This is a genomic window from Streptomyces sp. NPDC051243 (genome assembly GCF_044455405.1).
In the GTDB taxonomy this organism is placed as follows: Bacteria; Actinomycetota; Actinomycetes; order Streptomycetales; family Streptomycetaceae; genus Streptomyces.
Genome location: NZ_JBITES010000014.1, coordinates 20562 through 46370, shown reverse-complemented (window position 1 = coordinate 46370; position 25809 = coordinate 20562). Strand labels below are relative to the sequence as shown.

At 70.5% G+C, this 25809-nt stretch carries 23 protein-coding genes and 2 pseudogenes; 13 read left to right on the top strand and 12 right to left on the bottom strand.

All coding sequences use genetic code 11. The annotated features are described in order from the left end of the window. Nucleotides 1–153: 153 nt before the first annotated feature. Nucleotides 154–1158 (top strand): acetylxylan esterase, encoded by a 1005-nt coding sequence (locus ACIBAG_RS32225; protein ID WP_399109928.1) that lies wholly within the window; start codon nucleotides 154–156, stop codon nucleotides 1156–1158. A 217-nt stretch (nucleotides 1159–1375) separates the two neighbouring features. On the opposite strand, the gene ACIBAG_RS32220 is transcribed toward ACIBAG_RS32225, so the two are convergent. Next, nucleotides 1376–2236 carry a transferase gene (locus ACIBAG_RS32220; RefSeq protein ID WP_399110220.1) on the bottom strand — a complete coding sequence of 287 codons (861 nt, stop codon included), beginning with the start codon at nucleotides 2234–2236 and terminating at the stop codon, nucleotides 1376–1378. Between the two features lie 5 nt (nucleotides 2237–2241). Further along, nucleotides 2242–3507 carry a glycosyltransferase family 4 protein gene (locus tag ACIBAG_RS32215; RefSeq protein ID WP_399109926.1) on the bottom strand — a complete coding sequence of 422 codons (1266 nt, stop codon included), beginning with the start codon at nucleotides 3505–3507 and terminating at the stop codon, nucleotides 2242–2244. A gap of 123 nt (nucleotides 3508–3630) precedes the next feature. Between ACIBAG_RS32215 and ACIBAG_RS32210 the strand changes: the two genes are divergently transcribed. Next, nucleotides 3631–4356 carry a DUF2625 domain-containing protein gene (locus ACIBAG_RS32210; protein WP_399109924.1) on the top strand — a complete coding sequence of 242 codons (726 nt, stop codon included), beginning with the start codon at nucleotides 3631–3633 and terminating at the stop codon, nucleotides 4354–4356. A gap of 60 nt (nucleotides 4357–4416) precedes the next feature. Here the strand turns inward: ACIBAG_RS32210 and ACIBAG_RS32205 are convergent, their stop codons facing one another. After that, the gene (locus ACIBAG_RS32205; protein ID WP_399109922.1) at nucleotides 4417–5511 is read right to left on the bottom strand and encodes a lytic polysaccharide monooxygenase; all 1095 of its coding nucleotides are present in this window, start codon (nucleotides 5509–5511) and stop codon (nucleotides 4417–4419) included. Nucleotides 5512–5876: 365 nt separating this feature from the next. Between ACIBAG_RS32205 and ACIBAG_RS32200 the strand changes: the two are divergent. Further along, nucleotides 5877–6137 (top strand): annotated as a pseudogene (locus tag ACIBAG_RS32200) (aminoglycoside phosphotransferase family protein); the annotation flags it as partial. On the opposite strand, the gene ACIBAG_RS32195 reads toward ACIBAG_RS32200, so the two are convergent. The 3 genes from ACIBAG_RS32195 to ACIBAG_RS32185 form a co-directional block, all read right to left on the bottom strand. Next, nucleotides 6101–7714 (bottom strand): ATP-binding protein, encoded by a 1614-nt coding sequence (locus tag ACIBAG_RS32195; RefSeq protein ID WP_399109921.1) that lies wholly within the window; start codon nucleotides 7712–7714, stop codon nucleotides 6101–6103. The pseudogene ACIBAG_RS32200 and the gene ACIBAG_RS32195 sit on opposite strands and share 37 nt — an antisense overlap. 183 nt (nucleotides 7715–7897) lie before the next feature. Continuing rightward, nucleotides 7898–10615, bottom strand: coding sequence for an aconitate hydratase AcnA (gene acnA / locus ACIBAG_RS32190; RefSeq protein ID WP_399109919.1), 2718 nt, complete (start codon nucleotides 10613–10615; stop codon nucleotides 7898–7900). 318 nt (nucleotides 10616–10933) lie between these two features. After that, nucleotides 10934–11404, bottom strand: a complete 471-nt coding sequence (locus tag ACIBAG_RS32185; RefSeq protein ID WP_399109917.1) for a MarR family transcriptional regulator — start codon at nucleotides 11402–11404, stop codon at nucleotides 10934–10936. A gap of 187 nt (nucleotides 11405–11591) precedes the next feature. Between ACIBAG_RS32185 and ACIBAG_RS32180 the strand changes: the two genes are divergently transcribed. The 6 genes from ACIBAG_RS32180 (at nucleotide 11592) to ACIBAG_RS32155 (ending at nucleotide 16972) form a co-directional block, all read left to right on the top strand. After that, nucleotides 11592–12128 (top strand): GNAT family N-acetyltransferase, encoded by a 537-nt coding sequence (locus ACIBAG_RS32180; protein WP_399109915.1) that lies wholly within the window; start codon nucleotides 11592–11594, stop codon nucleotides 12126–12128. A gap of 95 nt (nucleotides 12129–12223) precedes the next feature. Continuing rightward, nucleotides 12224–13678 (top strand): argininosuccinate synthase, encoded by a 1455-nt coding sequence (gene argG / locus ACIBAG_RS32175; RefSeq protein ID WP_399109913.1) that lies wholly within the window; start codon nucleotides 12224–12226, stop codon nucleotides 13676–13678. Between the two features lie 136 nt (nucleotides 13679–13814). Then, entirely contained in the window at nucleotides 13815–14348 is a 534-nt protein-coding gene (locus ACIBAG_RS32170; RefSeq protein WP_399109911.1) for an AAA family ATPase, read from the top strand. Next, nucleotides 14345–15145 carry a DUF6985 domain-containing protein gene (locus ACIBAG_RS32165; protein WP_399109909.1) on the top strand — a complete coding sequence of 267 codons (801 nt, stop codon included), beginning with the start codon at nucleotides 14345–14347 and terminating at the stop codon, nucleotides 15143–15145. Before ACIBAG_RS32170 ends, ACIBAG_RS32165 begins: the two co-directional genes overlap by 4 nt. 35 nt (nucleotides 15146–15180) lie before the next feature. Next, entirely contained in the window at nucleotides 15181–15378 is a 198-nt protein-coding gene (locus tag ACIBAG_RS32160; RefSeq protein WP_399109908.1) for a DUF4236 domain-containing protein, read from the top strand. 64 nt (nucleotides 15379–15442) lie between these two features. Next, nucleotides 15443–16972: a helix-turn-helix domain-containing protein gene (locus ACIBAG_RS32155; RefSeq protein WP_399109906.1), complete on the top strand. Its 1530-nt coding sequence runs from the start codon at nucleotides 15443–15445 to the stop codon at nucleotides 16970–16972. 92 nt (nucleotides 16973–17064) lie between these two features. Here the strand turns inward: ACIBAG_RS32155 and ACIBAG_RS32150 are convergent, their stop codons facing one another. After that, the gene (locus ACIBAG_RS32150; RefSeq protein WP_399109905.1) at nucleotides 17065–18492 is read right to left on the bottom strand and encodes a glycoside hydrolase family 43 protein; all 1428 of its coding nucleotides are present in this window, start codon (nucleotides 18490–18492) and stop codon (nucleotides 17065–17067) included. 225 nt (nucleotides 18493–18717) lie between these two features. Beyond that, the gene (locus tag ACIBAG_RS32145) at nucleotides 18718–19410 is read right to left on the bottom strand and encodes a M24 family metallopeptidase (protein ID WP_399109903.1); all 693 of its coding nucleotides are present in this window, start codon (nucleotides 19408–19410) and stop codon (nucleotides 18718–18720) included. Between the two features lie 201 nt (nucleotides 19411–19611). On the opposite strand from ACIBAG_RS32145, the gene modA reads away from it, so the two are divergent. The 3 genes from modA to ACIBAG_RS32130 are packed head-to-tail and all read left to right on the top strand — an operon-like array spanning nucleotide 19612 to nucleotide 22483. After that, complete coding sequence (gene modA, locus ACIBAG_RS32140) at nucleotides 19612–20445, top strand: molybdate ABC transporter substrate-binding protein (protein ID WP_399109901.1); 834 nt, start codon at nucleotides 19612–19614, stop codon at nucleotides 20443–20445. Further along, the gene (locus ACIBAG_RS32135; RefSeq protein WP_399109900.1) at nucleotides 20442–21311 is read left to right on the top strand and encodes an ABC transporter permease; all 870 of its coding nucleotides are present in this window, start codon (nucleotides 20442–20444) and stop codon (nucleotides 21309–21311) included. The genes modA and ACIBAG_RS32135 overlap by 4 nt, the downstream gene beginning before the upstream one ends. After that, nucleotides 21308–22483: an ABC transporter ATP-binding protein gene (locus ACIBAG_RS32130; RefSeq protein WP_399109898.1), complete on the top strand. Its 1176-nt coding sequence runs from the start codon at nucleotides 21308–21310 to the stop codon at nucleotides 22481–22483. Before ACIBAG_RS32135 ends, ACIBAG_RS32130 begins: the two co-directional genes overlap by 4 nt. 40 nt (nucleotides 22484–22523) lie before the next feature. Here the strand turns inward: ACIBAG_RS32130 and ACIBAG_RS32125 are convergent. Both ACIBAG_RS32125 and ACIBAG_RS32120 read right to left on the bottom strand, forming a co-directional pair. After that, a pseudogene (locus ACIBAG_RS32125) lies at nucleotides 22524–22665 on the bottom strand (TetR/AcrR family transcriptional regulator); the annotation flags it as partial. A gap of 343 nt (nucleotides 22666–23008) precedes the next feature. Then, nucleotides 23009–23455, bottom strand: coding sequence for a DUF6299 family protein (locus ACIBAG_RS32120; RefSeq protein WP_399109896.1), 447 nt, complete (start codon nucleotides 23453–23455; stop codon nucleotides 23009–23011). A gap of 240 nt (nucleotides 23456–23695) precedes the next feature. On the opposite strand from ACIBAG_RS32120, the gene ACIBAG_RS32115 reads away from it, so the two are divergent. Next, complete coding sequence (locus ACIBAG_RS32115; protein ID WP_399109894.1) at nucleotides 23696–23890, top strand: DUF5999 family protein; 195 nt, start codon at nucleotides 23696–23698, stop codon at nucleotides 23888–23890. A 121-nt stretch (nucleotides 23891–24011) separates the two neighbouring features. Here the strand turns inward: ACIBAG_RS32115 and ACIBAG_RS32110 are convergent, their stop codons facing one another. Both ACIBAG_RS32110 and ACIBAG_RS32105 read right to left on the bottom strand, forming a co-directional pair. Continuing rightward, a complete protein-coding gene (locus ACIBAG_RS32110) occupies nucleotides 24012–24410 on the bottom strand; it encodes a RidA family protein (protein WP_399109893.1) in 399 nt (132 codons plus the stop codon). Next, complete coding sequence (locus tag ACIBAG_RS32105; protein WP_399109891.1) at nucleotides 24407–25669, bottom strand: acyl-CoA dehydrogenase family protein; 1263 nt, start codon at nucleotides 25667–25669, stop codon at nucleotides 24407–24409. Before ACIBAG_RS32105 ends, ACIBAG_RS32110 begins: the two co-directional genes overlap by 4 nt. Between the last annotated feature and the right edge of the window lie 140 nt (nucleotides 25670–25809).

Genomic DNA, 25809 nt, shown 5'->3' with positions numbered 1-25809 from the left:
GAGTCGTACCGGCAACTTTGCGGCGAGGTTAGGGGCGGGTGTAATGGCTGTCAATGGGGCTGACAGGGATGGTGAGTTGAGGAGGTTGCGGCCCGAGTCGAGCCTGAGGCAACGAAACATTCATATCCAGGACCGCAACAATCGGAGGTGTCCGTGCCCGCGTTCGACCTGCCCTTGGCGGAGCTGGAGCGCTACCGTCCGGATCCCCGGGAGCCCGCCGGGTTCGACGAGTTCTGGCACGACACCCTCAAGGAGGCGGCGCAGCACGAGGTGTTGGTGTCGGCGCGCCCGGTGCGGACCGGGCTGCGGCTGACCGAGACCTGGGACGTGACCTTCCGGGGGTTCGCCGGTGACCCGGTACGGGCCTGGTTCAGCAGACCGGCCGGGGTGCGCGAGCCGCTGCCCGGCGTGGTCGAGTACGCCGGTTACGGCCGTGGCCGCGGCCTTCCCCATGAGCGGCTGACCTGGGTGAACGCCGGGTACGCGCACCTGCTGATGGACAACCGGGGCCAGGGCGACCAGTACGGCAACGGCGGCGCCACCCCGGACCCGCACGCCACGGCTCCGGGCGGCCCGGGCCCGGCGGTACGCGGGCTGCTGTCGCCTCATGACCACCACTACCGCCGCCTCATCACGGACGCCGTACGAGCGGTCACGGCCGTGCGGGACCTGCCGGGCGTGGACGCCGCCCGGATCGCGGCCGTCGGCAACAGCCAGGGCGGCGGCCTCGCCGTCGCCGTCGCCGGCCTCGTCCCCGACCTCGCCGCACTGCTGGCCACCGCCCCGCTCCTGTGCGGCATCCGGCGCGCCCTCGACCTCACCGACGCGGGACCGTACGGCGAGATCGCCGCGTACCTCTCCGTGCACCGGGGAGCCGAGCGGGCCGCGTACGACACCCTCGCCCACCTGGAGGGGATCGCCTTCGCGCGGCGCGCCCATGCCCCGGCCCACTTCGGGGTGGGCCTGCGCGACACGGTGTGCCCGCCGAGCGGGGCGTACGGGGCCTTCAATCGCTATGCGGAGCTGTCGGGTGCCGCTCCCCGCAAGGAGATCCACGCCTATCCGTTCAACGGCCACGAGGGCGGTGACGAGGTGCATGTGCGCCGCCAACTGGACTGGCTGTGCGAGGTGTTGGACTTCGGGCAGCGACCGGCGTGATCCGGAACGCTGTCCAACTGGATTGACGTTGTTGCCCGTTGAGGCGATAGAGTCGTGCGCGGAACTGTTCGACAACGTTGTCGGATCGTCGGCCGGACAGTCTCACGCACAAGCCACTCTCCAACCGGACGGTCCTCTTTCCCCCCTCGGGCCCGTCCGGCTCGCGGACCCGGTGGACGACGGCTCAACGCCCACCGGGTCCGCTCGAGAACGGACATCACGCCGTCGCCGCGGTGACCTCCACGGAGAGGTCGTTGTCGACCGTGTAGTAGGGGCGTACGGCCACTTCACCGATCGCGGTCGCCGGATAGACGAATATCTCCTTGCGGTCCGCCACATCGTCGAACAGACGGCCGATCCGGATCGGAGAGGCATCCGCAGCGGGCCGCGGCTGGACGGAGAGGTCCCAGACACCGCTACCGGTGCCTCGGTCAGCGGCCAACTCCCCGTGATCCACGGTGAAGGAGAACGCCCGGCCGTCGCTCGCGGCCCGTGGCTCCAGCGTCCGCAGCACGCCCTTCCCGCCGCGCAGACGCAGTCGTACGACGGCCCCCTCGGCGAGCGTCGCACCGTGCAGCCGGGCCCGCACCGTCATCGTCCGGTCCGTGATCTCGATGCCCTCGACCTCCGCGTGGGCGGTGCGCAGCCAGGCCCGCACCGCGAGACAGCCGTCCTTGGTGGTGTACGGAACCCGTACGGCGAGCGGTGACGGCCAGTCACGGGTCTGTCCGCCGACGAGGGCCCGCAGGTCACTCAGACCCGGACGGACACGCTGCCGCCCCGTCACCGACTCTCCCGGCCCGGGAAGCAGGTACACGTCCCACCTGCCCTCGGCGAGGGCGAGCTGCGGCTCCAGTACGGCGCGCAGTCGGTCGTCGTCCACGGACTCCAGGTCGAGGACGTGCAGCACCTTCTCCGGCTGCCCCTTCTTGGGGCGCAGCCGCAGCAGCAACCGGGGCGGCCGGGAGTCCGGGGCGGTCGCCGGTGACCGGAGAGTGAAGGCGATCCGGCCGGCCGTGTCGATCGTGCAGTCGGCTCGAAGGTGTGCGTCGCGCGTGGCGCCCGGTTCCGTCGTCATCACCGTCACTGCCCTCTCCCCCGCACGGTGTGCAGCACGCGGGCAGCCGCGGCGTGCGCGGTGTCGCGTGCGGCGAAGCCCTGGCTCACCAGGGCGTCGCGTATTCGGCCGCGTTCCGGTGCGAGCCGTCGCCCGGTCCGGCGGGCCGACATCGCCTCGTCCATCAGGCGCTCGGCGTGCTCCACGACCGGGACCGGGGCGAATCGTCGCGCGTTGGCCATGGCCGTGCGGCCCATCCGCCGGCGCCGCTCGTCGTCGCGGACGAGGTCCAGGAGGGCGGCGCCGAACGCGTCACGGTCCCCGACCGGCACCAGCCGGCCATCGGCCCCGTCCTTGATGATCTCGCCGGGTCCGTACCGGCAGTCGGTGCTGACGACCGGCAGGCCGCAGCGCATCGCCTCGACGATGGTCATGCCGAACGGCTCGAAGTCGGACGCGGCCGCGCCGATGGAGCCCTTGACCCATTCCGCCTCCATGGGTGCGGCCGCGCCCATCAGGAAGACGTTCTCGTACAGACCGAGGTGGTGGATGAGCCGGCGGAGTCGAGTGTGCTCCTCGCCCTTGCCGTAGATGCGCAGGTGCCAGTCCGGGTGTTCGGCGGCAACCAGCGCGAACGCCTCGATGAGCAGGTCGTACCGCTTCACGGGGACCAGTCGTCCCGCCGCGACCACGACCTTGGCGGTGCCGTCCGCGGCGGGCAGCACCGGATCGGGAACGCTGTTCGGGAGCGCTTCGACCCGGACTCCCGGCAACCGCATCCTGCGCCGGTAGGCGGCCGCGTCCGCCTCCGTGACCGTGGTGAGCACGTCGAGCCGGCGGTAGGCCCGGCGCAGCGCGGTGCGCAGCCGGGGTGGATGGTTGCCGAGGGTGAGGTGCTCCTGCCCGATGCGGACGACGCGCTCGGGCGCCTGCAGTGCCAGGTGCACATTGAGTCCCGGCCGGGTGCCGATGACGACGTCGGCGTCGATCGCCGCCAGGCACTCGCCGATCCGCCGGTCGGTCAGCTCGCTGTACTGGTGGTGGCGGTACTCGGCGGCGGGAAACACTCTTGCCGGTCTCAGCTGGAGGGGGTGTTCCTTCTCGTGCCGCAGGTCGACCAGCGGTCGTAAGGAAACCTTCGGGTCCAGGGTGAAGGTGGGGCGTTCCCGGTGCCGCAGCACGGAGACGATCTCCACGTCGTGCCGCTCGGCCAGCGCCTGGGCCAGGTTGAAGGTGGTGGTGATCGTCCCTCCGATCCCGTAGGCGTTGTGCAGCAGGAAGGTGATCTTCATGCGAGCTAGACCAGGGACACCCCCGGTCAGTTGCCCGCCGTTACCTCTTCGTTCTCCTGCCGGTCACCCAATGACGGCCTTGGGCGTCGCAGCGTTCACGCCAGTGGGTGCCATCATCCTCAGGTGCGCGATATCCATGAGCTGGCCGATGTGGACGATCCGGCGTGGCCGGTACTTCAGGAGGAGTTCGCGAGGAGTGCCGTGCCTGTGCGGATCCTGCCCGCCGAGCCCGACGGCGGTCGCCGCTGCCTGCTGCAGCTGCAGGTCACCGCTCGATCGACGCTCGGGGCCCTGGCACTGAACTGCGGCGGACTGGTCCTGGACGACGGATGGGTGCGGGTGTTCGCCGGCGGCTCCCGGACGCCTGACGGTCTGCCGAGCCTGGGCCGGGTCAACCGCTTCCCCGCGGCCTTCGACCCCGCCTGGCACCCCACCACCGGCCTGGTCGTCGGCCAGGACGTCCTGGGCGGTGTGTTCGCGTTGAACGGCCACGATCCCGCCGCCGCGGGCCGCCCGGGTTCCCCCGGGCAGATGACCTACTTCGCTCCCGACACCCTGGAGTGGGAGGCCATGGACATGGGCCATTCGACGTGGATCTCCTGGCTGCTGTCCGACCGCCTGGAGACGTTCTACGACGGGCTGCGCTGGCCCGGTTGGCGCGAGGAGGCCGCCGCCCTGAGCCACTCCCAGGGGATCACCGTGTTTCCCTTCCTGTGGACCAGGGAGGCTCACGCCGATCTGGCGGCCACGAGCCGGCGGGCCCTGCCGATGCGCGAAGTCCTCGGTGTCGCCGCCGACTTCGCCCGGCAGCTGGGCCCGGCCGATCCCGGGTTCCTCGGCGAGGTGTGAGCCACGGACGGGCCCGGTGGGCGACGGCTCGCGCCCACCGGGTCCGCGCCGGGCGGTGGTTCAGCCCACCCGGCAGGGCAGGGCCGTCGTACTGTCGCCGCCGGAACCGGAGACGACGTAGCCGAATGTGGTGCTCTGACCGGGACTCAGGGAGCCGTTCCAATCCGCGTTGTGGACCATCACGGCCTGGCCGTTGTAGGTCGCGTTGCCGCTCCAGAGGCTCTCGACCTTCTGGCCGGCAGGGAGCGACCAGTCGACCATCCAGCCGAGCATCGGGACTTCGCCGGTGTTGGTGACGGTCACCTCGGACTGGTAGCCGCCGTTCCAGCTGCCGGTCGTGCGGCGGGTGGCGGAGCACTCGCCGGGCACCGGGTCGGTCGGATTGCCGGGCTCCTTGATGCCGGTCACCTCGCCGTTTCCGCCGTCGAAGACGACGTCGGAGCAGGAGTAGAAGGTTTCCTGACTGTCGGAGCGCTGCCAGACCATGTAGATGATGTGGCGGCCCGACTTGTTGTCGGGAAGCTTTCCGGTCCAGGAGTAGTTGGCCTCGACCGTGCCCGGGGAGCCGTTGAGCGGCGGGTGGTCGACGCTGAGGAAGGGCCGCTCCTCCATGTCGTCCCAGGTGAGGGTTCGGGTCGGGTCGAAGCCGTCCTTGGTGATGTAGACGTGGAACCAACCCGGGTGCGCGGCCCAGGCGTTGTACGAGAAGTCGACCGTCGCACCCGAGGTGAGATGGGTGAGCGGCCAGTCCTTGCTCGTGGTGTTGAAGCCGGTGAAGTTGGTGTTGCCGCCGCTGCACAGCTCACCGTCGGGCACGAAGCCACGGGTGCGGCCGGCGCCGTCGGAGCGGAGCACGGAGAACCAGTTGTAGAACGGCGTTGTGCCGCTGACCTGTTGGGCCGCCCTGCAGGCCGGGTTGACCGGCTTGATCTCACCGGTGTCGGTGAGCCCGTCCTGCCAGCACAGGAAGGTGCGGCTGCCGGGCTTCATGGGGGTGCCGTGGGCCTCGGCCTCGCCGCCGGTGCTCATGACGAGGGCTACGGCCGGGATGGTGGCGAGCAGCGAGACCAGGACCAGGAAGAGGGCTCTGGTGCGGGTGGGGAGCGTTAATCGGCGTCCAGGCGTACTTGTTCTCGCAGGGCTTGTCAGGATCATGACAGACCAGTCCGTTCCTCGAGGTACGGGCCGTGTGGATGGTGTGTGCGGATGCGCGAGGTGGGAGCGGTCGAGCGGCGGGTTCCGGTCCACCACTCATGGGAGCGCTCCCACCCCGTCTGTTGCGGACGGTAGCGCCGTGCGGCGCAGTTGTAAACGCCGGTCGCACCTGTCGTGGCGCGCCGTGGTCTCGCCGGTTCGGGTGGCGGTCCTTCGTACGTACGATCACGTCGCGTATCGGCGTCCGCACTGGCGTCCATGGGAGCAGTGATGACCACATCCCAGCGGGGACCGGCCACTGAGGAAACCTGGATGTTCCCGCCGGCCGACGGATGGACCTTCGACCAGGTCAAGCACTTGGAGCCCCCGCCCGCCTGGACGCACCCGCGAGGCTGCGGGTCCTCGCCGACGGCTACGGTCTCTGCCCGCGGGACCGCGCCGAGTTGCCCGGTGTCATCGAGCAGGCCACGGGGGCCTGGCGTGCCTTCATGGCGCGCCGGGTGGCCGACGGTGATCCGGGCTACGCCCGGGCGCCGGCCGAGCGGGGTGGCTGGGAGCGGTGGGATCGCCTGCGGGAGTGGCTGGCGGATCACAGGAGGGCCTTCACGGCCGCGCTCCTGGGCTGACCGGCAGCCGGTGTCCTGCGCTCGCTCATGGTCCGGCCGACATCGGCGGAATGATGCGGTGCCGGAGCGGACGGGCCCGACGGCGTGTCCACGGACAGGGGCTCGGCGGCTGGCGCGGCCTCCAGCGAAGGCAGTTCGATCCTGAACTCCGTACGGCCCGGCTCGCTCCGCACCTCGACACTGCCGCCGTGTGCGGACACGATCGCGGCCACGATGGCGAGGCCGAGCCCGGATCCGCCGTCGTGCGGGCCGCCGCGCGCGCGGGAGGTGTCGGCGCGGGTGAAGCGGTCGAAGACCGTGGGCAGCAGGTCGGGCGGGATGCCGGGGCCGTCGTCCCGGATGCGCAGGACGACGCGGCGGGTGTCCCGCGCCTCCACGGTGGCCGCGACCGTCGTCCCCGCGGGTGTGTGCACACGGGCGTTGGCCAGCAGTTTGGCCACCACCTGCCGCAGTCTCGCCTCGTCGCCGGAGACCAACGGCACCGTGTCCAGGCGGAGTTCGAGCTGCCAGTCGTGGCGGGTGCCCGTGGCCCGCGCGTCCCGCACCGCCTCGGCGACCAGCGCCGAGACGTCCACCTCGGTGGTGTGCAGGGGGCGTCCCTCGTCGAGACGGGCCAGCAGGAGCAGGTCCTCCACCAGGCCCGTCATCCGCGCCGACTCGGCGGAGACGCGGCGCCAGGCGAGCACCGGCTGGATCCTGTCGGTGCCGCGGTTCATCAGCTCCGCGTAGCCGGCGATCGACGCGAGCGGGGTGCGCAGTTCATGGCTGGCGTCGGCGAGGAAGCGCCGCATGCGTTCCTCGGTGCGCCGGCGTGCCGTGTGGGAGGACTCGACGTGGTCGATCATCCGGTTGAGCGCGGCGCCCACTTGGCCGGCCTCACTGCCGGGGTGGGTGTGCCGAGCGGGGACGCGGGGCAGGCCGGTGACCTCGCCGCGGTCCAGCGGTGCGCGGGAGATCGCCACGGCGGTGGCGGCGAGCCGGCCGAGGGGACGCAGCTGCCGTCGTATGACGACCACGCACAGGGACCCGGCCGCCACCAAACCTGCGCCCGCGACGACCGCCTCGACCGCGGCCAGGTCGCTGATCATGTGCTGGACGTCGTCCATCGGCAGCCCGGTGAGGACGCGGACGCCGTCGCTGTCGAGGGCGGTGACCCGGTAGGTGCCGAGGCCGGGCACGGTCCGGGTGTGCCGGGAGCCGTCGGTGGCGATGTCCGCCAGGGCGGCGCGCTGGGCGGCGGTGAGGTGCCGGGGAGGGGCGTCCTCGCCGACCGTCGCGGCGGAGACGATGTCCCCGTCGGCGTCGAGGCGAGCGGCGAGCATGCCGGCGGGATGGCCGTTGTCGGTGAGGAAGGACAGGCTGTCCTCGTCCTGCGGATGCCGCCCTGCCCCGTCCAGGCTGCGCTCGGCGGCGTTGGTGACCCGGTCGTCCAGGCCGCCCATGAGATAGGCGCGCTGGGCAAGGGCGGTGGTGAGCGCCATCGCCGCGCACGCGACGGCAAGGGTGGCACCGAGGAACAGGAGCAGGCGGGTGCCCATCGAGTGCGTGCGCAACCGCGGACGCGGCAGGGCGGTCATCTTCCGGACCCGGGTGTGCCGTTCATGTCTCGATCCTGTCCCCGCCCGCTTGGGGAAGCCTGTGTTCCACCTGAGGGTGGGTGATGACCTGCGGCGCCACGAGCATGGCGAAGGGCCGCACCCCCGTACCCGGGGATGCGGCCCTCGACTGCCGTGCTGTCTCGGCTGCCGTGCTGTTCGGAACTACTTCCGGATCAGGCTGCGCAGCACGTACTGCATGATGCCGCCGTTGCGGTAGTAGTCGGCCTCACCGGGGGTGTCGATGCGGACGACCGCGTCGAACTCGACGCCCGTGTCGGTGGTGACCTTGACCGTGCGCGGCGTGGTGCCGTTGTTGAGCTCCTCGACACCCGTGAAGGAGAAGGTCTCCTCACCGGTCAGACCGAGGGACTCGGCCGAGGCGCCCTCCGGGAACTGCAGCGGGAGGACGCCCATGCCGATGAGGTTGGAGCGGTGGATGCGCTCGTACGACTCGGCGATGACGGCCTTGACGCCGAGCAGCGCGGTGCCCTTGGCGGCCCAGTCGCGGGACGAGCCGGAGCCGTACTCCTTGCCGGCCAGGACGACCAGCGGGATGCCCTGCTCGATGTAGTTGCGGGAGGCGTCGTAGATGAACGACACCGGGCCGTCGGGCTGGGTGAAGTCGCGGGTGTAGCCGCCCTCGGTGCCCGGCGCGATCTGGTTGCGCAGGCGGATGTTGGCGAACGTGCCGCGGATCATGACCTCGTGGTTGCCTCGGCGCGAGCCGTAGGAGTTGAAGTCACGACGCTCCACACCGTGCTCGGTGAGGTACTTGCCGGCCGGGGTGTCGGCCTTGATGGCACCGGCGGGCGAGATGTGGTCGGTGGTGACCGAGTCGCCCAGCTTGGCGAGGACGCGGGCGCCGGAGATGTCGGAGACCGGCTCCGGGTCCATGCCCATGCCCTCGAAGTACGGGGGCTTGCGGACGTACGTCGACTCGGCGTCCCACTCGAAGGTGTTGCCGGTCGGGACGGGGAGGGACTGCCACTGCAGGTCGCCCGCGAAGACGTCGGAGTAGGACTTGTTGAACATGTCCTCGCCGATGGCGTTCGCCACGACGTCGTTGACCTCGGCCTCGGTCGGCCAGATGTCGGTCAGGTAGACCGGGTTGCCGTCCTGGTCGGTGCCCAGGGCGTCGCGCGTGATGTCCACCTTCATGGAGCCCGCGATGGCGTACGCGACGACCAGCGGCGGGGAGGCCAGGTAGTTCATCTTGACGTCGGGGTTGATACGGCCCTCGAAGTTCCGGTTGCCGGAGAGGACCGAGGTGACCGCGAGGTCGTGGTCGTTGACGGCCTTGGAGACCTCCTCCGGCAGCGGGCCGGAGTTGCCGATGCAGGTGGTGCAGCCGTAACCGACCAGGTTGAAGCCGACCTTGTCCAGGTACGGGGTCAGGCCCGCCTTGTCGAAGTAGTCGGTGACGACCTTCGAACCCGGGGCGAGGGTGGTCTTGACCCACGGCTTGCGGGTCAGGCCCTTCTCGACCGCCTTCTTGGCCACCAGCGCGGCGGCGACCATGACGTACGGGTTGGAGGTGTTGGTGCAGGAGGTGATGGCCGCGACCGTCACGGCACCGTGGTCGATCTCGTACGTCGAGCCGTCGGGGGCGGTCACGGTGACCGGGTTGGACGGGGCGCCGTTCGGGGCGACGGCCGGGGCGTCGGAGGCCGGGAAGGACTCCTGGCCCGCCTCGTCGACGACGTCGACGTAGTTGCGGACGTCCAGCTTGAACTGCTCGGCGGCGTTCGCGAGGACGATGCGGTCCTGCGGGCGCTTCGGGCCGGCGATCGACGGGACGACCGTCGACAGGTCGAGCTCCAGCTTCTCGGAGAAGTCCGGCTCGGCCTTCGGGTCCAGCCAGAGGCCCTGCTCCTTGGCGTACGCCTCGACGAGCGCGACCTGCTGGGCGCTGCGGCCGGTCAGACGCAGGTAGTTCAGGGTCTCGCCGTCGATCGGGAAGATCGCGGCGGTGGAGCCGAACTCCGGCGACATGTTGCCGATGGTGGCGCGGTTGGCGAGCGAGGTGGCGGCCACGCCCTCGCCGTAGAACTCGACGAACTTGCCGACGACACCGTGCTTGCGGAGCATCTCGGTGATGGTCAGCACGAGGTCGGTGGCGGTGGTGCCCGGGGTGAGCTCACCGGTCAGCTTGAAGCCGACGACGCGCGGGATGAGCATGGAGACCGGCTGGCCGAGCATCGCGGCCTCGGCCTCGATGCCGCCGACGCCCCAGCCGAGGACGCCGAGGCCGTTGACCATGGTGGTGTGCGAGTCGGTGCCGACGAGGGTGTCGGGGTAGGCCTGGCCGCCTCGGACCATGACCGTACGCGCGAGGTGCTCGATGTTCACCTGGTGGACGATGCCGGTGCCCGGCGGGACGACCTTGAACTCGTCGAAGGCGGTCTGGCCCCAGCGCAGGAACTGGTAGCGCTCCTTGTTGCGGCCGTACTCCAGCTCGACGTTCTGTGCGAAGGCCTCGTTGGTGCCGAACTTGTCGGCGATGACGGAGTGGTCGATGACCAGCTCGGCCGGGGCCAGCGGGTTGATCTTCGCGGGGTCGCCGCCGAGCTCCTTCACGGCCTCACGCATGGTCGCGAGGTCCACGACACACGGAACACCGGTGAAGTCCTGCATGATCACGCGGGCCGGCGTGAACTGGATCTCCTGCGACGGCTGGGCCTGGGAGTCCCAGCCGCCGAGGGCGCGGATGTGGTCGGCGGTGATGTTCGCGCCGTCCTCGGTGCGGAGGAGGTTCTCCAGCAGCACCTTCAGGCTGTAGGGGAGGCGCGCGGAGCCCTCGACCTTGTCCAGCCGGAAGATCTCGTACGACTCGTCGCCCACCTGCAGCGTGCTGCGGGCGTCGAAGCTGTTCGCCGACACGACAGTCTCCTTCATTGATGTGCGCGTACTCACCACGATCCTGCCGCCACGGCATCTTGGCCGATCCGCTAAGGTAAGGCTAAGTTAGGTAACCCTTACCGGGGGTGGCGGCTGCGGTGCACCTTCGGCAGATATCTCGATGTCGAGATAACTCTAGTACATGGGGCCGGGATGGTCATGCCCGCCCTCGCTGACCGCTGCCATCCAATCCAGGCGTTTGACGACGAACCCCGTCGTTTCGGCTTCGCTGCCAGTGGACCTGGTCGCGTACGGGGGCGCGCCGGGGGATGTTGGGGCGCCGTGTCGGCTCTCGGCACGTCAGACGGTCGCCCCGCCCGCATTGCGGATCAGCCGCTGGAGCACCTTCACCGTGGTGACGTAGTCCGCGTCGTCGATCCCCTCGTGGAGGGCGGCGCGGATCGCGGGGGCGTTGCGCGCGAGGTCGACGCGGGCCCGCTCCCCCTCCTCGGTGAGCCACAGCCGCCCCTCGGTGTCCCGAGTCAGCCAGCCGCGCTCCACGAGCACCTCGGCCTCCGCCGACAGGTCGTCCTCGGGCCGGATGTAGGAGGCCATGGCCGACTGCAACTCGGGCAGGGTCATTCCCTCCCCGTCGGGCGAAATGTCGTTCACCGACAGGTTGCGCAGCAGCCAGAACTGGGGCTGGGTGTAGCCCTTTTCGGCCTGCCGGGCCCGGGTGTACGCGATGAGCGCCTCGTAGGCGACACCCGTCCAGTAGGCGGCGGGCTGTCCGGCGAGTTCGGCGTCGGAGATCTGCCTGGCCGTCGTCATGGGAAGTCCCCTCCTGATGCTTCGATCGCGGAGCCCGCACGTCGGTGCAGGTCATGCGGAGACCGTAGAACCTCAAGTGGAGTCGAGGTCAAGCATGTGATCTTCCGCTTCCCGACCGGGAGCGGCATCACCCAAGTGTCGGCGGAACGGCTTGGCCCGTGTCCGGCGGACAGATCATCATGGGGGAATGCCTGAGAACCGACCCTCCGCGGCACCGACCGTGGTGCGGCTCCCCCAGTACACGCACGCGGACCAGGAGGAGATCCTCGGCAAGGGCGACGATCCCTTCGGTGTCGCCTCGACCGGTCTGACCTGGCTGCCGAAAGAAGAACACTTCGGCATCAGGCACGAAGGCCGGCTCGTGGCGCACGCCGGCCTGCTGCGATTGCCGGTCGCGATCGGCGACGCCGAGACAGAGGTGGTGGGCGTCGGCGGGGTGGCCGTCGCACCCGGCATGCAAGGTCAGGGCCTGGCCCGGCTCGTCGTCGCCGCCGCACTGGAGCACGCCCGCACGATGGGCCCTCGGCACGCACTCCTGTTCTGCCGACCTCCCCTCGTGCCGCTCTACCAACGCCTCGGATGGCACCCGCTCGACCAGGACGTACTCGTCGAACAGCCCGAAGGCCGCCTGGCGGCCATGCCGCTGCGGACCATGGTGACGCCCCTGCACGACGACGCCCGGTGGCCCTCGGGGCCAGTACGGCTGTTCTCGCTCCCTATGTGACGGAGGGCCACCGTCCTCGCATGAGCACACCCGGGAAACGTGAGCTTCCGCACGACCCCTTTGCATGATCATGCGGGATCATGCATACTCTTCCTATGTCCAAGGTCCTCACCTCCCTGCCCACCGGCGAGCGCGTCGGCATCGCCTTCTCCGGCGGTCTCGACACCTCGGTCGCGGTCGCCTGGATGCGCGACAAGGGCGCCGTCCCGTGCACCTACACCGCCGACATCGGCCAGTACGACGAGCCCGACATCGCCTCGGTGCCCGGCCGCGCGAAGACGTACGGCGCGGAGATCGCGCGCCTGGTCGACTGCCGTGCCGCGCTGGTCGAGGAGGGACTGGCCGCGCTGACGTGCGGCGCGTTCCACATCCGTTCCGGCGGACGGGCGTACTTCAACACCACGCCGCTGGGCCGGGCCGTCACCGGCACGCTGCTGGTGCGGGCGATGCTCGAGGACGACGTCCAGATCTGGGGCGACGGCTCGACGTACAAGGGCAACGACATCGAGCGGTTCTACCGCTACGGCCTGCTCGCCAACCCGAACCTGCGGATCTACAAGCCCTGGCTGGACGCGAAGTTCGTGACCGAGCTCGGCGGCCGCAAGGAGATGTCGGAGTGGCTGGTCGCCCACGACCTGCCCTACCGGGACTCGACGGAGAAGGCTTACTCCACCGACGCCAACATCTGGGGCGCCACCCACGAGGCCAAGACCCTGGAGCACCTGGACACCGGCATCGAGATCGTCGAACCGATCATGGGTGTGCGGTTCTGGGACCCGTCCGTCGAGATCGCGACCGAGGACGTCACGATCGGCTTCGAGCAGGGCCGCCCGGTCACCATCAACGGCAAGGAGTTCGCCTCCCCCGTCGACCTGGTGATGGAGGCCAACGCCATCGGCGGCCGGCACGGCCTCGGCATGTCCGACCAGATCGAGAACCGGATCATCGAGGCCAAGAGCCGCGGCATCTACGAGGCGCCCGGCATGGCCCTGCTGCACGCGGCGTACGAGCGCCTCGTGAACGCGATCCACAACGAGGACACCCTCGCCCAGTACCACAACGAGGGCCGCCGCCTCGGCCGGTTGATGTACGAGGGCCGCTGGCTGGACCCGCAGGCGCTGATGATCCGCGAGTCGCTGCAGCGCTGGGTCGGCGCGGCGATCACCGGTGAGGTCACCCTGCGGCTGCGGCGCGGCGAGGACTACTCGATCCTCGACACGACCGGCCCGGCGTTCTCGTACCACCCGGACAAGCTGTCCATGGAGCGCACCGAGGACTCGGCGTTCGGCCCGGTCGACCGGATCGGCCAGCTCACCATGCGCAACCTCGACATCGCCGACTCGCGCGCAAAGCTGGAGCAGTACGTCGGCCTCGGCCTGATCGGCACCGGCAGCCCCACCGTCGGCGCCTCCCAGGCGGCCGCGACCGGCCTCATCGGCACCATGCCGGAGCTCCCCGAGGGCGGCGCCGAGGCCATCGCCTCCCGCGGCGAGGTCTCCGAGGAGGACGCGCTGCTGGACCGCGCCGCGATGGAGTCCGGCACGGACTGACGGCGGCGAGGGGACGGACCACCGGGAAGGCCGGCTGGGCGCCGCGGGCGCCGAGCCGGCCTTTTCATGCCGTGCCCCCTCGCCCCATTCGCGACATTCCCGCCCGCCCATCAGTCCGCGTGGCTAGGCTCCCCGGGTGATCATCTGGCTGAACGGAACCTTCGGCGCGGGCAAGACGACCACGGCGAAAGAACTGGTCGACCTCGTCCCGGACGCGGCGATCTTCGACGCCGAGTACGTCGGCTACATGCTGAGACACGTCGAGAAACTCCCCCAGCTGGGCGACTTCCAGCACTGGCCGCCGTGGCGCCACCTGGTGGTGGAGACCGCCGCGCAGTTGCTCGGCTATGTCGGCGGGGTGCTCGTCGTCCCCCAGACGGTCCTGGTCGAGCAGTACTGGACGGAGATGCGCACCGGACTGGACAAGTACGGCATCCCGGTCCACCACTTCGTACTCCACGCGGACCCGGACACCCTCACCGAGCGGATCGAGACGGACGGCGAGACCAACACCCGGTTCCCCCAGGCCCGCCAGTGGCGCCTCGACCACCGCTCCGCATACCGGGAGGCCCTGCCCTGGCTCAGCCGGGAGGGGACGGTCATCGACACCGTCCGGGTGTCCCCTCCCCAGGTCGCCCGCCTGATCGCCGACGCGGCCTCCCCACGGTGAGACAGGCCGACTTCACCAGGGACGAGTTCGTGTGGACGACGCGGGTACCGCTGCCGCCGGACAGCTGGGCCGCCGCCGAGGACCCGGTCACCCTGCACTACGCCCCCGAGGGCCGCGAGGACCATCCCCTGGACGACGCCGAAATCGCGTCGGCCGCCTGGGTCGTGGACCACCTGCCCGCCCTTCTCACCGCGCTGCGGCCCGCAGTGCGCGCTCACCACGGTGCGCTTCAGCCGGAAGGCGAGGAGGTGCGTCGCGAGGAACCGTCACTCGAAGACCTCCTCGGCATCAGTGCGTTGTACGTCCACCCCGTCGCGAGGAACGGCATTCCCTACGTCGGCGTCGAGTTCGACTGCTCCTGGGACGAGGAGCACGGTCTGGGTGTGCTCATGCACGGCACGCGCGTCGTCGACGTGGGAGGGGCCGACACCGCCTTCCAGCTCCGGATCGCGGAGCAGGACGCCGCCGACCCGCGGACCGGCCTGGACGACGACCTGATCGGCCACTGGAGCAGCGCCCCCTTCGATCACGGCGTGATGGAGTGTTCCGAACTCGAGCTGCGCGCCGACGGCCGGGGGTGGAGCAGCTCGACGAACGGGTTCGGGGAGTACGTCACCCGGCTGACCTGGTGCTGTCCGGAGCCCGGTGTCGTGGAACTGCGAGCGGAGGACGGAGACGTGGCCCGACACCACTACACAGTCGCTCCCGCCGCACCACCGCACTCGGCCGACCAGGTGACATCGGTCACTTTCGAGGAGCCCGTCGAGTTCTGCCATCAGTTCGCCAAGTCGGGGTAATCGGGAGATAAACCTCGACCCGGAGGGAGGCTTCCATGCCCCTCACGTTCCGCAAGAGTTTCCGGATCCTTCCGGGAGTGCGGCTGAACATCAACCGGCGCTCCTGGTCCATCACGACCGGCGGAGGGCACAGCCCGCGACACACCCGCAGCAGCACCGGACGTCGTACGACATCAGTGGATTTGCCCGGACCTTTCGGATGGCGTCGCACCCGTACCGCCAGGCGACGTTGACGGCCTGTCACCCGAATGGCCCCCTAGGGATGTGCCATCTCATATCTGAGATAACCTCAACCCCATGGCAGACGACTACCTCGTACGCATCGGCAAGCTCATCCGTGACGCCCGGCAACACCGTGGCTGGACACAGACGCAGCTCGCCGAGGCGCTCGGCACCTCCCAGAGCGCCGTCAATCGCATCGAGCGCGGCAACCAGAACATCAGCCTTGAGATGATCGCCCGAATCGGTGAAGCCCTGGACAGCGAGATCGTGTCCCTGGGGTACGCCGGGCCGATGCATCTGAGGGTCGTCGGCGGACGTCGGCTGTCCGGCTCCATCGACGTCAAGACCAGCAAGAACGCCTGTGTGGCCCTGCTGTGCGCCTCGCTGCTCAACAAGGGCCGCACGGTGCTGCGCCGTGTGGCCCGCATCGAGGAGGTCTACCGCCTGCTCGAGGTGCTCAACTCCATCGGCGTGCGCACCCGTTGGATCAACGACGGCGTGGACCTGGAGATCGTGCCGCCGGCCGAGCTGAACATGGCGGCGATCGACGCCGAGGCCGCCGTACGCACGCGGTCCATCATCATGTTCCTGGGCCCGCTGCTGCACCGCATGGACCGCTTCAAGCTGCCGTACGCCGGCGGCTGCGACCTCGGCACGCGCACCATCGAGCCGCACATGATCGCGCTGCGCCGGTTCGGCCTGGACGTCGCGGCGACCGAGGGCCAGTACCACGCCACCGTCGACCGGTCCGTGCGCGTGGGCCGGCCGATCGTGCTGACCGAGCGCGGCGACACGGTGACCGAGAACGCGTTGCTGGCCGCCGCGCGGCACGACGGCGTCACCGTGATCCGCAACGCGTCCTCCAACTACATGGTCCAGGACCTGTGTTTCTTCCTGGAGGCGCTCGGCGTCCGGGTCGAGGGCATCGGCACGACGACGCTGACGGTCCACGGGGTGCCGACCATCGACGTCGACGTCGACTACTCCCCCTCCGAGGACCCGGTCGAGGCGATGAGCCTGCTGGCCGCGGCCGTGGTGACGGAGTCGGAACTGACGGTGCGTCGGGTCCCCATCGAGTTCCTGGAGATCGAGCTGGCGGTCCTGGAGGAGATGGGTCTCGACCACGACCGTACGCCCGAGTACTTCGCGGACAACGGCCGTACGCGGCTGGTGGACCTCACCGTCCGGCCCTCCAAGCTGGAGGCGCCGATCGACAAGATCCACCCGATGCCGTTCCCCGGCCTGAACATCGACAACGTCCCGTTCTTCGCCGCCATCGCGGCCGTCGCGTCCGGCAAGACCCTCATCCACGACTGGGTCTACGACAACCGCGCGATCTACCTGACCGACCTCAACCGTCTCGGCGGCCGGCTCCAGTTGCTGGACCCGCACCGCGTCCTGGTCGAGGGCCCGACCCGCTGGCGCGCCGCCGAGATGATGTGCCCGCCCGCACTGCGCCCCGCCGTGGTCGTGCTGCTGGCGATGATGGCGGCGGAGGGCACGTCCGTGCTGCGCAACGTGTATGTCATCAACCGGGGTTACGAGGACCTCGCGGAGCGCCTGAACTCGATCGGGGCACAGATCGAGACCTTCCGCGACATCTGAGCAGCAGCTGCCGCCGCACACGCAAGGCTCCGCGCCCGCACGTCTGGGCGCGGAGCGACATCAGTGCCCGCCGGGGTGACCGGAGCGTCGGGTCAGCTCGTCACCCGGAAGGTGGCGTCGGCGCGTCCCGTCGCCGTGGTGATCGGGTCGAGCCTCAGCCGGAACCCGTAGTGGCGGAGGTACCGGTCGGGGTGGTTGTACGACTGGAACGAGGACCATCCCGAGTCGGCGAGCCCGGCGACCCGGCGGAAGGTGGCGTCCTCGGCGAACGCCGTGGTGCCGTCGTCGTAGGCCAGTTGGAAGTCGAAGCCGACGTGCCGCAGGAAGTGGCCGGGGAAGTTCACCGACTCGAAGGAGACGGTGCCGGAGCCCGCCAGGCCGGGCCGCAGCCGGAACCGGGCGTCCTCGGCGGGGCTGACGTTCGGGTCGATGCGTACGTCGAAGTCGGCGTGCCGTACGTAGCGGTCCTGGTAGTTGTACGACTGGAGCCGGTTGGCCGCGGTGGCGGGCCAGCGTGCCTGCAGGCGGCTCTCCTCGGCGGCCGTCAGGTTCAGGATCGAGCCGTGCCGCTTCTTGGTCCCGCCCATGTCGTACGTGCCCGACCCCGGAAGCCGGTAGGCGCCGGGGGTGGCCGGGCCGGTCGTCAGGACCGGCATGTAGCCGCGCCCCGCGGCGTACTGGTCGAGGTACAGGGCCCACTCGTCGCGGTCGCGGAACTTCATCCACATGGGTCCTTCGACCTGGGAACCGGTGAGGCCGATGCCGGAGAGATTGCCCAGCTCGGTCCACGTTCCGAGGATCGAGTCGCCGCCTTCGATCGTGATCTGGCCGGAGGTTCGCACGTAGCGGTGGCCTCCGACGCCCGCCGGCACCTCGACGATCTGGGTGTCGATGATCCCCTGGGTGCCGGGGCGGTCGATGTAGAGCCTCGGGGTGGTGACGGTGCGGAAGTCCGTGGTGCGGGCGTAGTAGATGCGGTGTTTCCGTACGCCGTTCAGAGTCGCGTTCGTCGCCCAGTAGAGGACGTAGTCGTTGGTCTCCGGGTTCCAGATCGCTTCCGGCGCCCACGCGTTGCGCCCGTCCGGGATCGCGCCGGCGACGTTGAGCAGCCACGGCTGCGACCAGGTGACCAGGTCCCTCGACTCCCAGATCACGAGGTTGCGACTGCCGTTGTCGATGGCGTCGCCCCAGGACTGCCCGCAGCCGATGCACAGGTCGGTCGCGATGATCCAGTACCGGTCGCCGTTCGGGGAACGGACCAGAGCGGGATCACGCACGCCGCGGGTACCCACCGTGGAGCGCAGGGTCATTCCCCCGCCGTTGAGGTCGGACCAGTGCAGGCCGTCCGTGCTGTGCGAGAAGTAGATCTGCTGACCGGTCGCCCCCTCTCCGATGAAGTGCGTCATCAGATAGCCCGGGTCGGCGGCCACGGCTCGCTGAGGCGTGGCCAGGGTCTGGGCGGTGAGGAGCAGGCAGACGGTGACCAGTACCGCCCACAGCCGGGCGCGAAGCGTGGCCATGGAGAACTCCTGTCTTCTGCGAGTGCCTCGATCGGGACGACATGATGTCCGACGGCGTTCGATGACATTCGATGACGGCCGATATGTCGAACGTTGTTCGTGAAATCGGGCAGACGCTAAATGCACGGAGCCAGGGGCGTCAATACGTTCGTCGCGCCTCGTTGCCCCCCCACGGCGAAGTCCGCGCCAACGAGGAGAGTTGGGCGGCGCAGCCGGCGCCACCGATCAGCCGAGGGTGAGCAGCTCCTCATAGAAGCCGCCGAACTCCCGCTCCCGGTCGACGAGATGGACCTCCAGGATCCAGTGACAGCGGCGCCCGGCCTTGTCGGTGCGGCGCAGCGGGGTGTCGTTGCCGGGTGCGATGTACGACTCCACGTCGGCGCCGTCGATCCACTCGTGCGGGAACTCCCCGACCAGGTGCCCGGCATGCCAGCCGCCCAGCTCCCACCCGGCCTCGGCGGCCAGCCGCTCGACCTCGGCGTACAGCCGCTTGCCGGTGATGTCGGGGTCGCTCTCGAAGAACCGCTTCCCGGCGGCGAAGATCTTCGGCAGATCGTCCCGCAGCCGCCGCTTGACCGGGTCGTCGCCGAGGACGAAGGTCCGGCCGAAGTCGGCCTCGTACTCCTCGAAGATCGGCCCGAAGTCGGCGAACACGATGTCGTCCGCGCCGATCACCCGGTCCGGCGGGTTCTCGCGGTACGGCATCAGCGTGTTCGGCCCCGAGCGCACGATCCGCTTGTGCCAGTGCCGGGTGGTGCCGAACAGTTCGTTCGCCAGGTCCCTGACACGGTCGCTGACCGCCCGCTCCCCCTCCCCCGGCGCGACGAGCCCGCGCTCCTCGATCTCCGCGAAGAGCCGCTCGGCCTTCGCCTGGGCATCCAACAGCCTTGCCGCGCGCATGGGTTCATCGTCCGCCATGGTCCCGACGGTAGGTCGCGAGATCGTTTCACGGCAACCGACATCCCAGTGACTGTAGAAACGCATATACCAACCATCGAGACCCTGAGGCGTGCTTATACGAAGCGACTAGGGACTTACACCTTGCATATGCGGCAGTATGCTCGACGTATGCCCGCCCAGTGAGCAAGTGAGAGTCCTCGAGAAGGGGCAGATCCCGTGATGACCCGTTCCGTGCGCCGGACCCGCCGCACCCGCCTGATGCTGCGGGTGACCGGCGCGAGCGCCGCCGCACTGCTGGCCCTGAGCGCCTGCTCGTCCTCCGACTCGGACTCCTCCGGGTCGGACGCCGCGCCCGCCGCGTCCGGCTCCCCCGAGATCTCCGGCAATGTCACCGTCTTCGCCGCCGCCTCGCTGAAGGAGAGCTTCGAGGAACTGGGCAAGCGGTTCGAGCAGGAGCACCCAGGTACCAAGGTGACCTTCAGCTTCGGCGGCAGCGACTCGCTGGCCGCGAGCATCACGGGCGGCGCCCCGGCGGATGTGTTCGCCGCCGCCAGCCCCAAGACGATGAAGATCGTCACGGACGCCGGGGACGCCTCCGGCACGCCCGCCACCTTCGTCCGCAACCAGTTGGAGATCGCCACCCTGCCGGGCAATCCGGACCGGATCGACTCCCTGAAGGACCTCACGGGCTCCGGCCTGAAGGTCGTCCTGTGCGACCAGGAGGTGCCGTGCGGCGCCGCCGCCCGAAAGGCCCTCGACGCGAGCGGGCTGAAGCTCACGCCGGTGTCGTACGAGCAGGACGTCAAGGCCGCCCTGACCAAGGTCGAGCTCAAGGAGGCGGACGCCGCGCTCGTCTACCGGACCGATGTGCGGGCGGCGGGTGACAAGGTGGCGGGCGTGGAGTTCCCCGAGTCCGCCGATGCCGTCAACGACTACCCGATCACCCTGCTCAAGGAGGCGGACAACGCCGAAGCGGCCAAGGCGTTCATCGCGCTCGTACAATCCGCCGACGGCCAGAAGGTCCTGACCGGGGCCGGGTTCCTCAAGCCATGAGCCCGCCCGACGCATCCGGCGCCGCGGCCGACACCCTGACGGGCGGACCGCGGCGTCCGCGCGGCCGTACGTCTCTCGCCCGCCGGCGCGGTCCCGTCCCCGTCCCGCTGCTCCTGCCCGCGCTCGTGGGCCTGGCGTTCCTGATCGTGCCGCTGATCGCCCTGCTGGTCCGCACCCCCTGGCACAGCCTGCCGGACCAGCTGACCAGCCCCGAGGTGTGGCAGGCCCTGCGGCTGTCCCTGCTGTGCGCGACGGCTGCCACCGCGGTGAGCCTGGTGATCGGCGTGCCACTGGCCTGGCTGCTGGCGCGCGTCGAGTTCCCCGGACGCGGGCTGGTGCGGGCCCTGGTCACGCTGCCGCTGGTGCTGCCCCCGGTGGTCGGGGGCGTGGCGCTGCTGATGGCGCTGGGCCGCAACGGGATCGTCGGGAAGTGGCTGGACGCGTGGTTCGGGATCACCCTGCCCTTCACCACCGCCGGGGTCGTGGTCGCGGAGGCGTTCGTGGCCCTGCCGTTCCTCGTCATCAGCGTCGAGGGCACGCTGCGGGCCGCCGACCCCCGCTACGAGGAGGCCGCGACCACACTCGGCGCCTCCCGCTTCACGGCGTTCCGGCGGGTCACGCTGCCGCTGATCGCGCCGGGCGTCGCTGCGGGCGCCGTCCTCGCCTGGGCGCGGGCGCTCGGCGAGTTCGGCGCGACCATCACCTTCGCCGGCAACTTCCCCGGCCGTACGCAGACCATGCCGCTGTCCGTCTACCTCGCCCTGCAGAGCGACCCGGAGGCTGCCATCGCCCTCAGCCTGCTGCTGCTGACCGTCTCGATCGCGGTCCTGGCGGGGCTGCGCGACCGCTGGATGACCGCCTCATGACCGGCATCGAGAAGAACGTGCGGAACACCGACGAGAGGGTGCGGAACACCGACGCCGACGCCGACGCCGGTACCGACGCAGGCACCGGCACCGGCACCGGCACCGAGGGCGGCATCGGCCCGAGTTCCGCCGACGAGGGGCTGGACGCCCGTCTCGTGGTCGACCGCGGCCGTTTCCGCCTCGACGTGTCCCTGATCGCCGCCCCGGGTGACGTCGTCGCCTTGCTCGGCCCCAACGGCGCCGGCAAGACCACGGCCCTGCGCGCGCTGGCCGGGCTCGTCCCACTGACGGGCGGTCACCTGCGCCTGGACGGCGCCGAGTTGGACCGTACGCCGCCCGAGTCCCGCCCGGTCGGCGTCGTCTTCCAGGACTACCTGCTCTTCCCCCACCTCACCGCGCTCGACAACGTCGCCTTCGGCCCCCGCTGCCACGGCGCCGGCAAGGCTCAGGCACGGGCGCGGGCCGCCGAGTGGCTGCGGCGGATGGACCTCGCCGAGCACGCCGACGCCAAGCCCCGCCGGCTCTCCGGAGGCCAGGCCCAGCGCGTCGCCCTCGCCCGCGCGCTGGCCACCCACCCCCGGCTGCTGCTCCTCGACGAACCGCTGGCAGCGCTCGACGCGCGTACCCGCCTCGACGTCCGCGCCCAGCTCCGGCGCCATCTGGCCGACTTCGAGGCCGTCGCGGTCCTCGTCACGCACGACCCGCTCGACGCCATGGTCCTGGCCGACCGCCTGGTCGTCATCGAGGACGGCCACGTGGTGCAGGAAGGCACCCCGGCCCACATCGCCCGCCATCCCCGTACGGACTACATCGCCCACCTCGTCGGTCTGAACCTCTACAAGGGCCAGTCCGAGGGGCACACCGTACGACTGGACGGCGGGCCGGAGATCACGACCACGGAGGACCTCACCGGACCGGTCTTCGTCACCTTCCCCCCGGCCGCGGTGACCCTCTACCGCGACCGCCCCACCGGGGCCAGCGCCCGCAACCTCTGGCCGTGCGAGGTGGCCGGCCTGGAGACCCACGGTGACCAGATCCGCGTGGCCCTGACCGGCGCGTTCACCCTCACCGCGGACCTCACCACGGTCGCCGCCGCCGAACTCGGTCTCCATACCGGCGCCTCGGTCTGGGCGGCGGTGAAGGCGACCCAGACCCACGCCTACCCCGCGTGACACTCGGCGTGGCACCCGGGATCACGCCGGCGGCGGCCGGTCAGCCGTCCTCGCGCACCGCCGCGTCGAGGAGCGGCCCGAGTTCGCGGGCCACGGTCGTGAGCGCGCGGACATCCTGTTCCACCCGGGCGATCACGATCACCCCGTCAAAGGGCGCTGATCACGAGCGTGGCCACTGGGCCGGTCCAGGTGGCGAGGACATGCTGGCCGTGCTGCGGGCACTGGAGGCCCGGACCGACGGGGACCCGGTGGTGGTACGGCCGTACGCGCCGGTTCCGCCGGAGGAGCGCGCGTGAGCCGGCCGGTCGGGCAGCGCGGGAGTGTCCCGGGACACGGCAGCGCCCCCTCCCGACCTGGAGGCCGGAAAAGGGGCGCGGTGCGCGTTGTGCGTAGTCCGTATGCGTGCGCGTGCGTCGTGCGCGTGCGTCGTGCGCGTGCGTCGTGCGCGTGCGTCGTGCGCGTGCGTCGTGCGCGTGCGTCGGGTGTCGGGTGTCGGGTGTCGGGTGTCGTACGGCGGGATAACGCCTACGGCTTCGACAGGGAGATCTCTTCCTTCGACAGCGCGTGGAAGCGGGGCAGGGGCAGGATGCCCACGGGGTGGAGTTCGACGATGGTGGCCTCGACGTCCGCCTTGCCGTGCTTGAGGGTGGTCGGTGCGGGCCTGCTCTCGTTCTCCCAGCGGTGCAGCTTGCCGTCGCAGACTGCGGCGGTACCGCCGATGGCGTAGCGGACGGTGCCGGCCTTCTGGCCGATGGAGGAGCTCACGAACACCGGTCCCTCGTTGTCGACGCAGCGGTAGGTGCCGGACAGGGTGACGGTGCCGTCCGCGGACATACGGCCGGTGGAGTCGACGGTCACGGTCTCCTTGGGGTCTGCGGCGGGCGCCGCGGCGTTCGCGGGGGCCGAGGGGGCGGCGACCAGCAGGAGCAGGGCGGCGAAGGCGCCGGTGGCGAGAGCGGGGCGCAGATGCATGGGATGACCTCCCGAATGAGCGGAGTGGGGGCTTCCACTCGTACCCGGCAGGCGCGCCGACGGACGTGACCGTCACCCACTCGGTGGCGAGTCCGACCCGACCTTCGTGGATCGGTCAGAGTGTTGTCCGCGTGTTGTCACGGTTCACGACCGGCCGTTCCGATGAGTTCGCGGCGGGAGCATGGTCTACCCATATGGACGACCCATACACGGCTCGTCCGCCCAATGTGGAGGTGCGCCATGTGTTCCCACCAGTCCTCGTGCCCGTCCTCCGAGAGCCTCACCGCACATGTGGTGGCCGCACACCCCGAGCAGGGCTGGAGCCTGCTCTGCAACGGTGCGATCGTGTTCGACGACAGCGGCGAGCTCCTCCCCGACGGCCGCGTCGTCGCACCGCACCGGGTACCGGCCGACCGGCTCGCGATGGCCGCGTGAGCCGGATCGACGGACGTACGGCCAAGCACGGCAGCAGCGCGGCCAAGCAGCGTGGCAGCGCGGCGAAGCGCTACGGCAGCGCGGTGAGGCGCTACCGCAGCGCGCGCAGAGCGGTGAAGCGCTACGGCAACACAGCGAAGCCGTCGAGCTCCACCATCGCCTGTTCGTCCCAGAGACGCACGACCTCGACGACCGCCATCGCCGGATAGTCACGGCCCGCCGACTGCCGCCAGATGCGGCCCAGTTCGGCGGCGCGTTCCCGGTATGCCGCGACATCGGTGGCGTAGACGGTGACCCTGGCGAGGTCGGCCGGTGTGCCACCCGCCGCCTTCAGCGCGGTCAGCAGGTTCGTGAGCGCCCGCTCGAACTGCTCCGGCAGCGTTTTCCCGACCACCTTCCCGTCGGCGTCGAGCGCGGTCTGCCCGGCCAGGAACACCACGCGGGAGCCGGTGGCGACCACCGCGTGGGAGAAGCCTGTGGGCGGCGAGAGATCGGGCGGATTGACGCGCTCGGTACTCACTCGGCGGCCTCCATGTTCGCGTACAACTCCTTGGCGATGATGCCGCGTTGGACCTCGCTGGCGCCCTCGTAGATACGCGGGGCGCGCACTTCGCGGTACAGGTGCTCGAGCAGGTGGCCGCGGCGCAGGGCACGCGCACCGTGCAACTGGACCGCCGCATCGACGACATACTGCGCCGTCTCCGTCGCGAGCAGCTTCGCCATCGCCGCGCGCCCCGGCACATCGGGGGCCTGCTCGTCGTACGCCGTCGCCGCCGCGTACACCATGAGGCGGGCCGCCTCCGTGCGCAAGGCCATCTCGGCGACCTGGTGGGCGACCGCCTGAAGGTCTTTCAACTTGCCGCCGAACGCGTCCCGTTCGGCCGTGTGGGCGAGGGTCGCGTCCAGGGCCGCCTGGGCCATGCCCACGGCGAAGGCGCCGACACTGGGCCGGAAGAGGTTGAGGGTGCCCATGGCGACGCGGAAGCCGCGGTCGGGCTCGCCGAGCAGGTCGTCGGCGGTGACGGGGACGGCGTCGAAGGTGAGGGTGCCGATGGGGTGCGGGGACAGCATGTCCAGGCCCGCTCCGGTGAGGCCGGGGCGGTCGGCCGGAACCAGGAAGGCGGTGACACCTCGGGCACCGGCGCCGGGGGTGGTGCGGGCGAACACGGTGTAGAAGTCGGCTTCGGGGGCGTTGGAGATCCAGCACTTGTGGCCGGTGAGGCGCCAGCGGGCGGGTCCGTCGGGGGCGGCGGCGAGCGGGGCGACCGGCGCCTCCCCCGGCCCGCCCGGCCACGAGGACCCCGGCGTCCCGCCCACCCCGCCCCGCCGTGAGGCGCCCGGAGTGTCCGCCGGTCCCCCCGGCCGCGAGGCCTCCCGTTCCGCCCGTAGCTCCAGCGCCGCCGCGTCCGAACCGGCTCCCGGCTCGCTCAGTGCGAAGGCCGCCACCGCGCTCCCCTCGGCCACCCGGGGCAGCCAGCGCTCCCGCTGGGCCGGGGTGCCGTAGGAGTGCACCGGATGGGCGCCGAGTCCCTGGAGGGCGAGCGCGGTCTCCGCCTCCGTGCAGGCGTACGCGAGGGACTCCCGCATCAGGCACAGCTCGACCGCCCCTGAGCCGAACAGCCGCCCCAGCAGTCCAAGTTGACCGAGCTCGGCGACCAGCGGGCGGTTGACGTGTCCGGGTTCGCCCTTCTCCGCGAGCGGGCGCAGGCGTTCGGCGGCCAGGGTGCGCAGCTCGGCACACCAGGCGGTTTGCGTTGGATCGAGTGAGAATGCGGGCATTGCCGACCTCCCTGCGGGCCGTCCGCGGTGAGCCCTCTCGACAGACCTCCTCGACGGTCCAGCTCGACGATATCGCGCCCTGTTGACTGCCGTCACCAACACGATACGCTCCCCATGCGAGCCCACCACGACGCCCACAA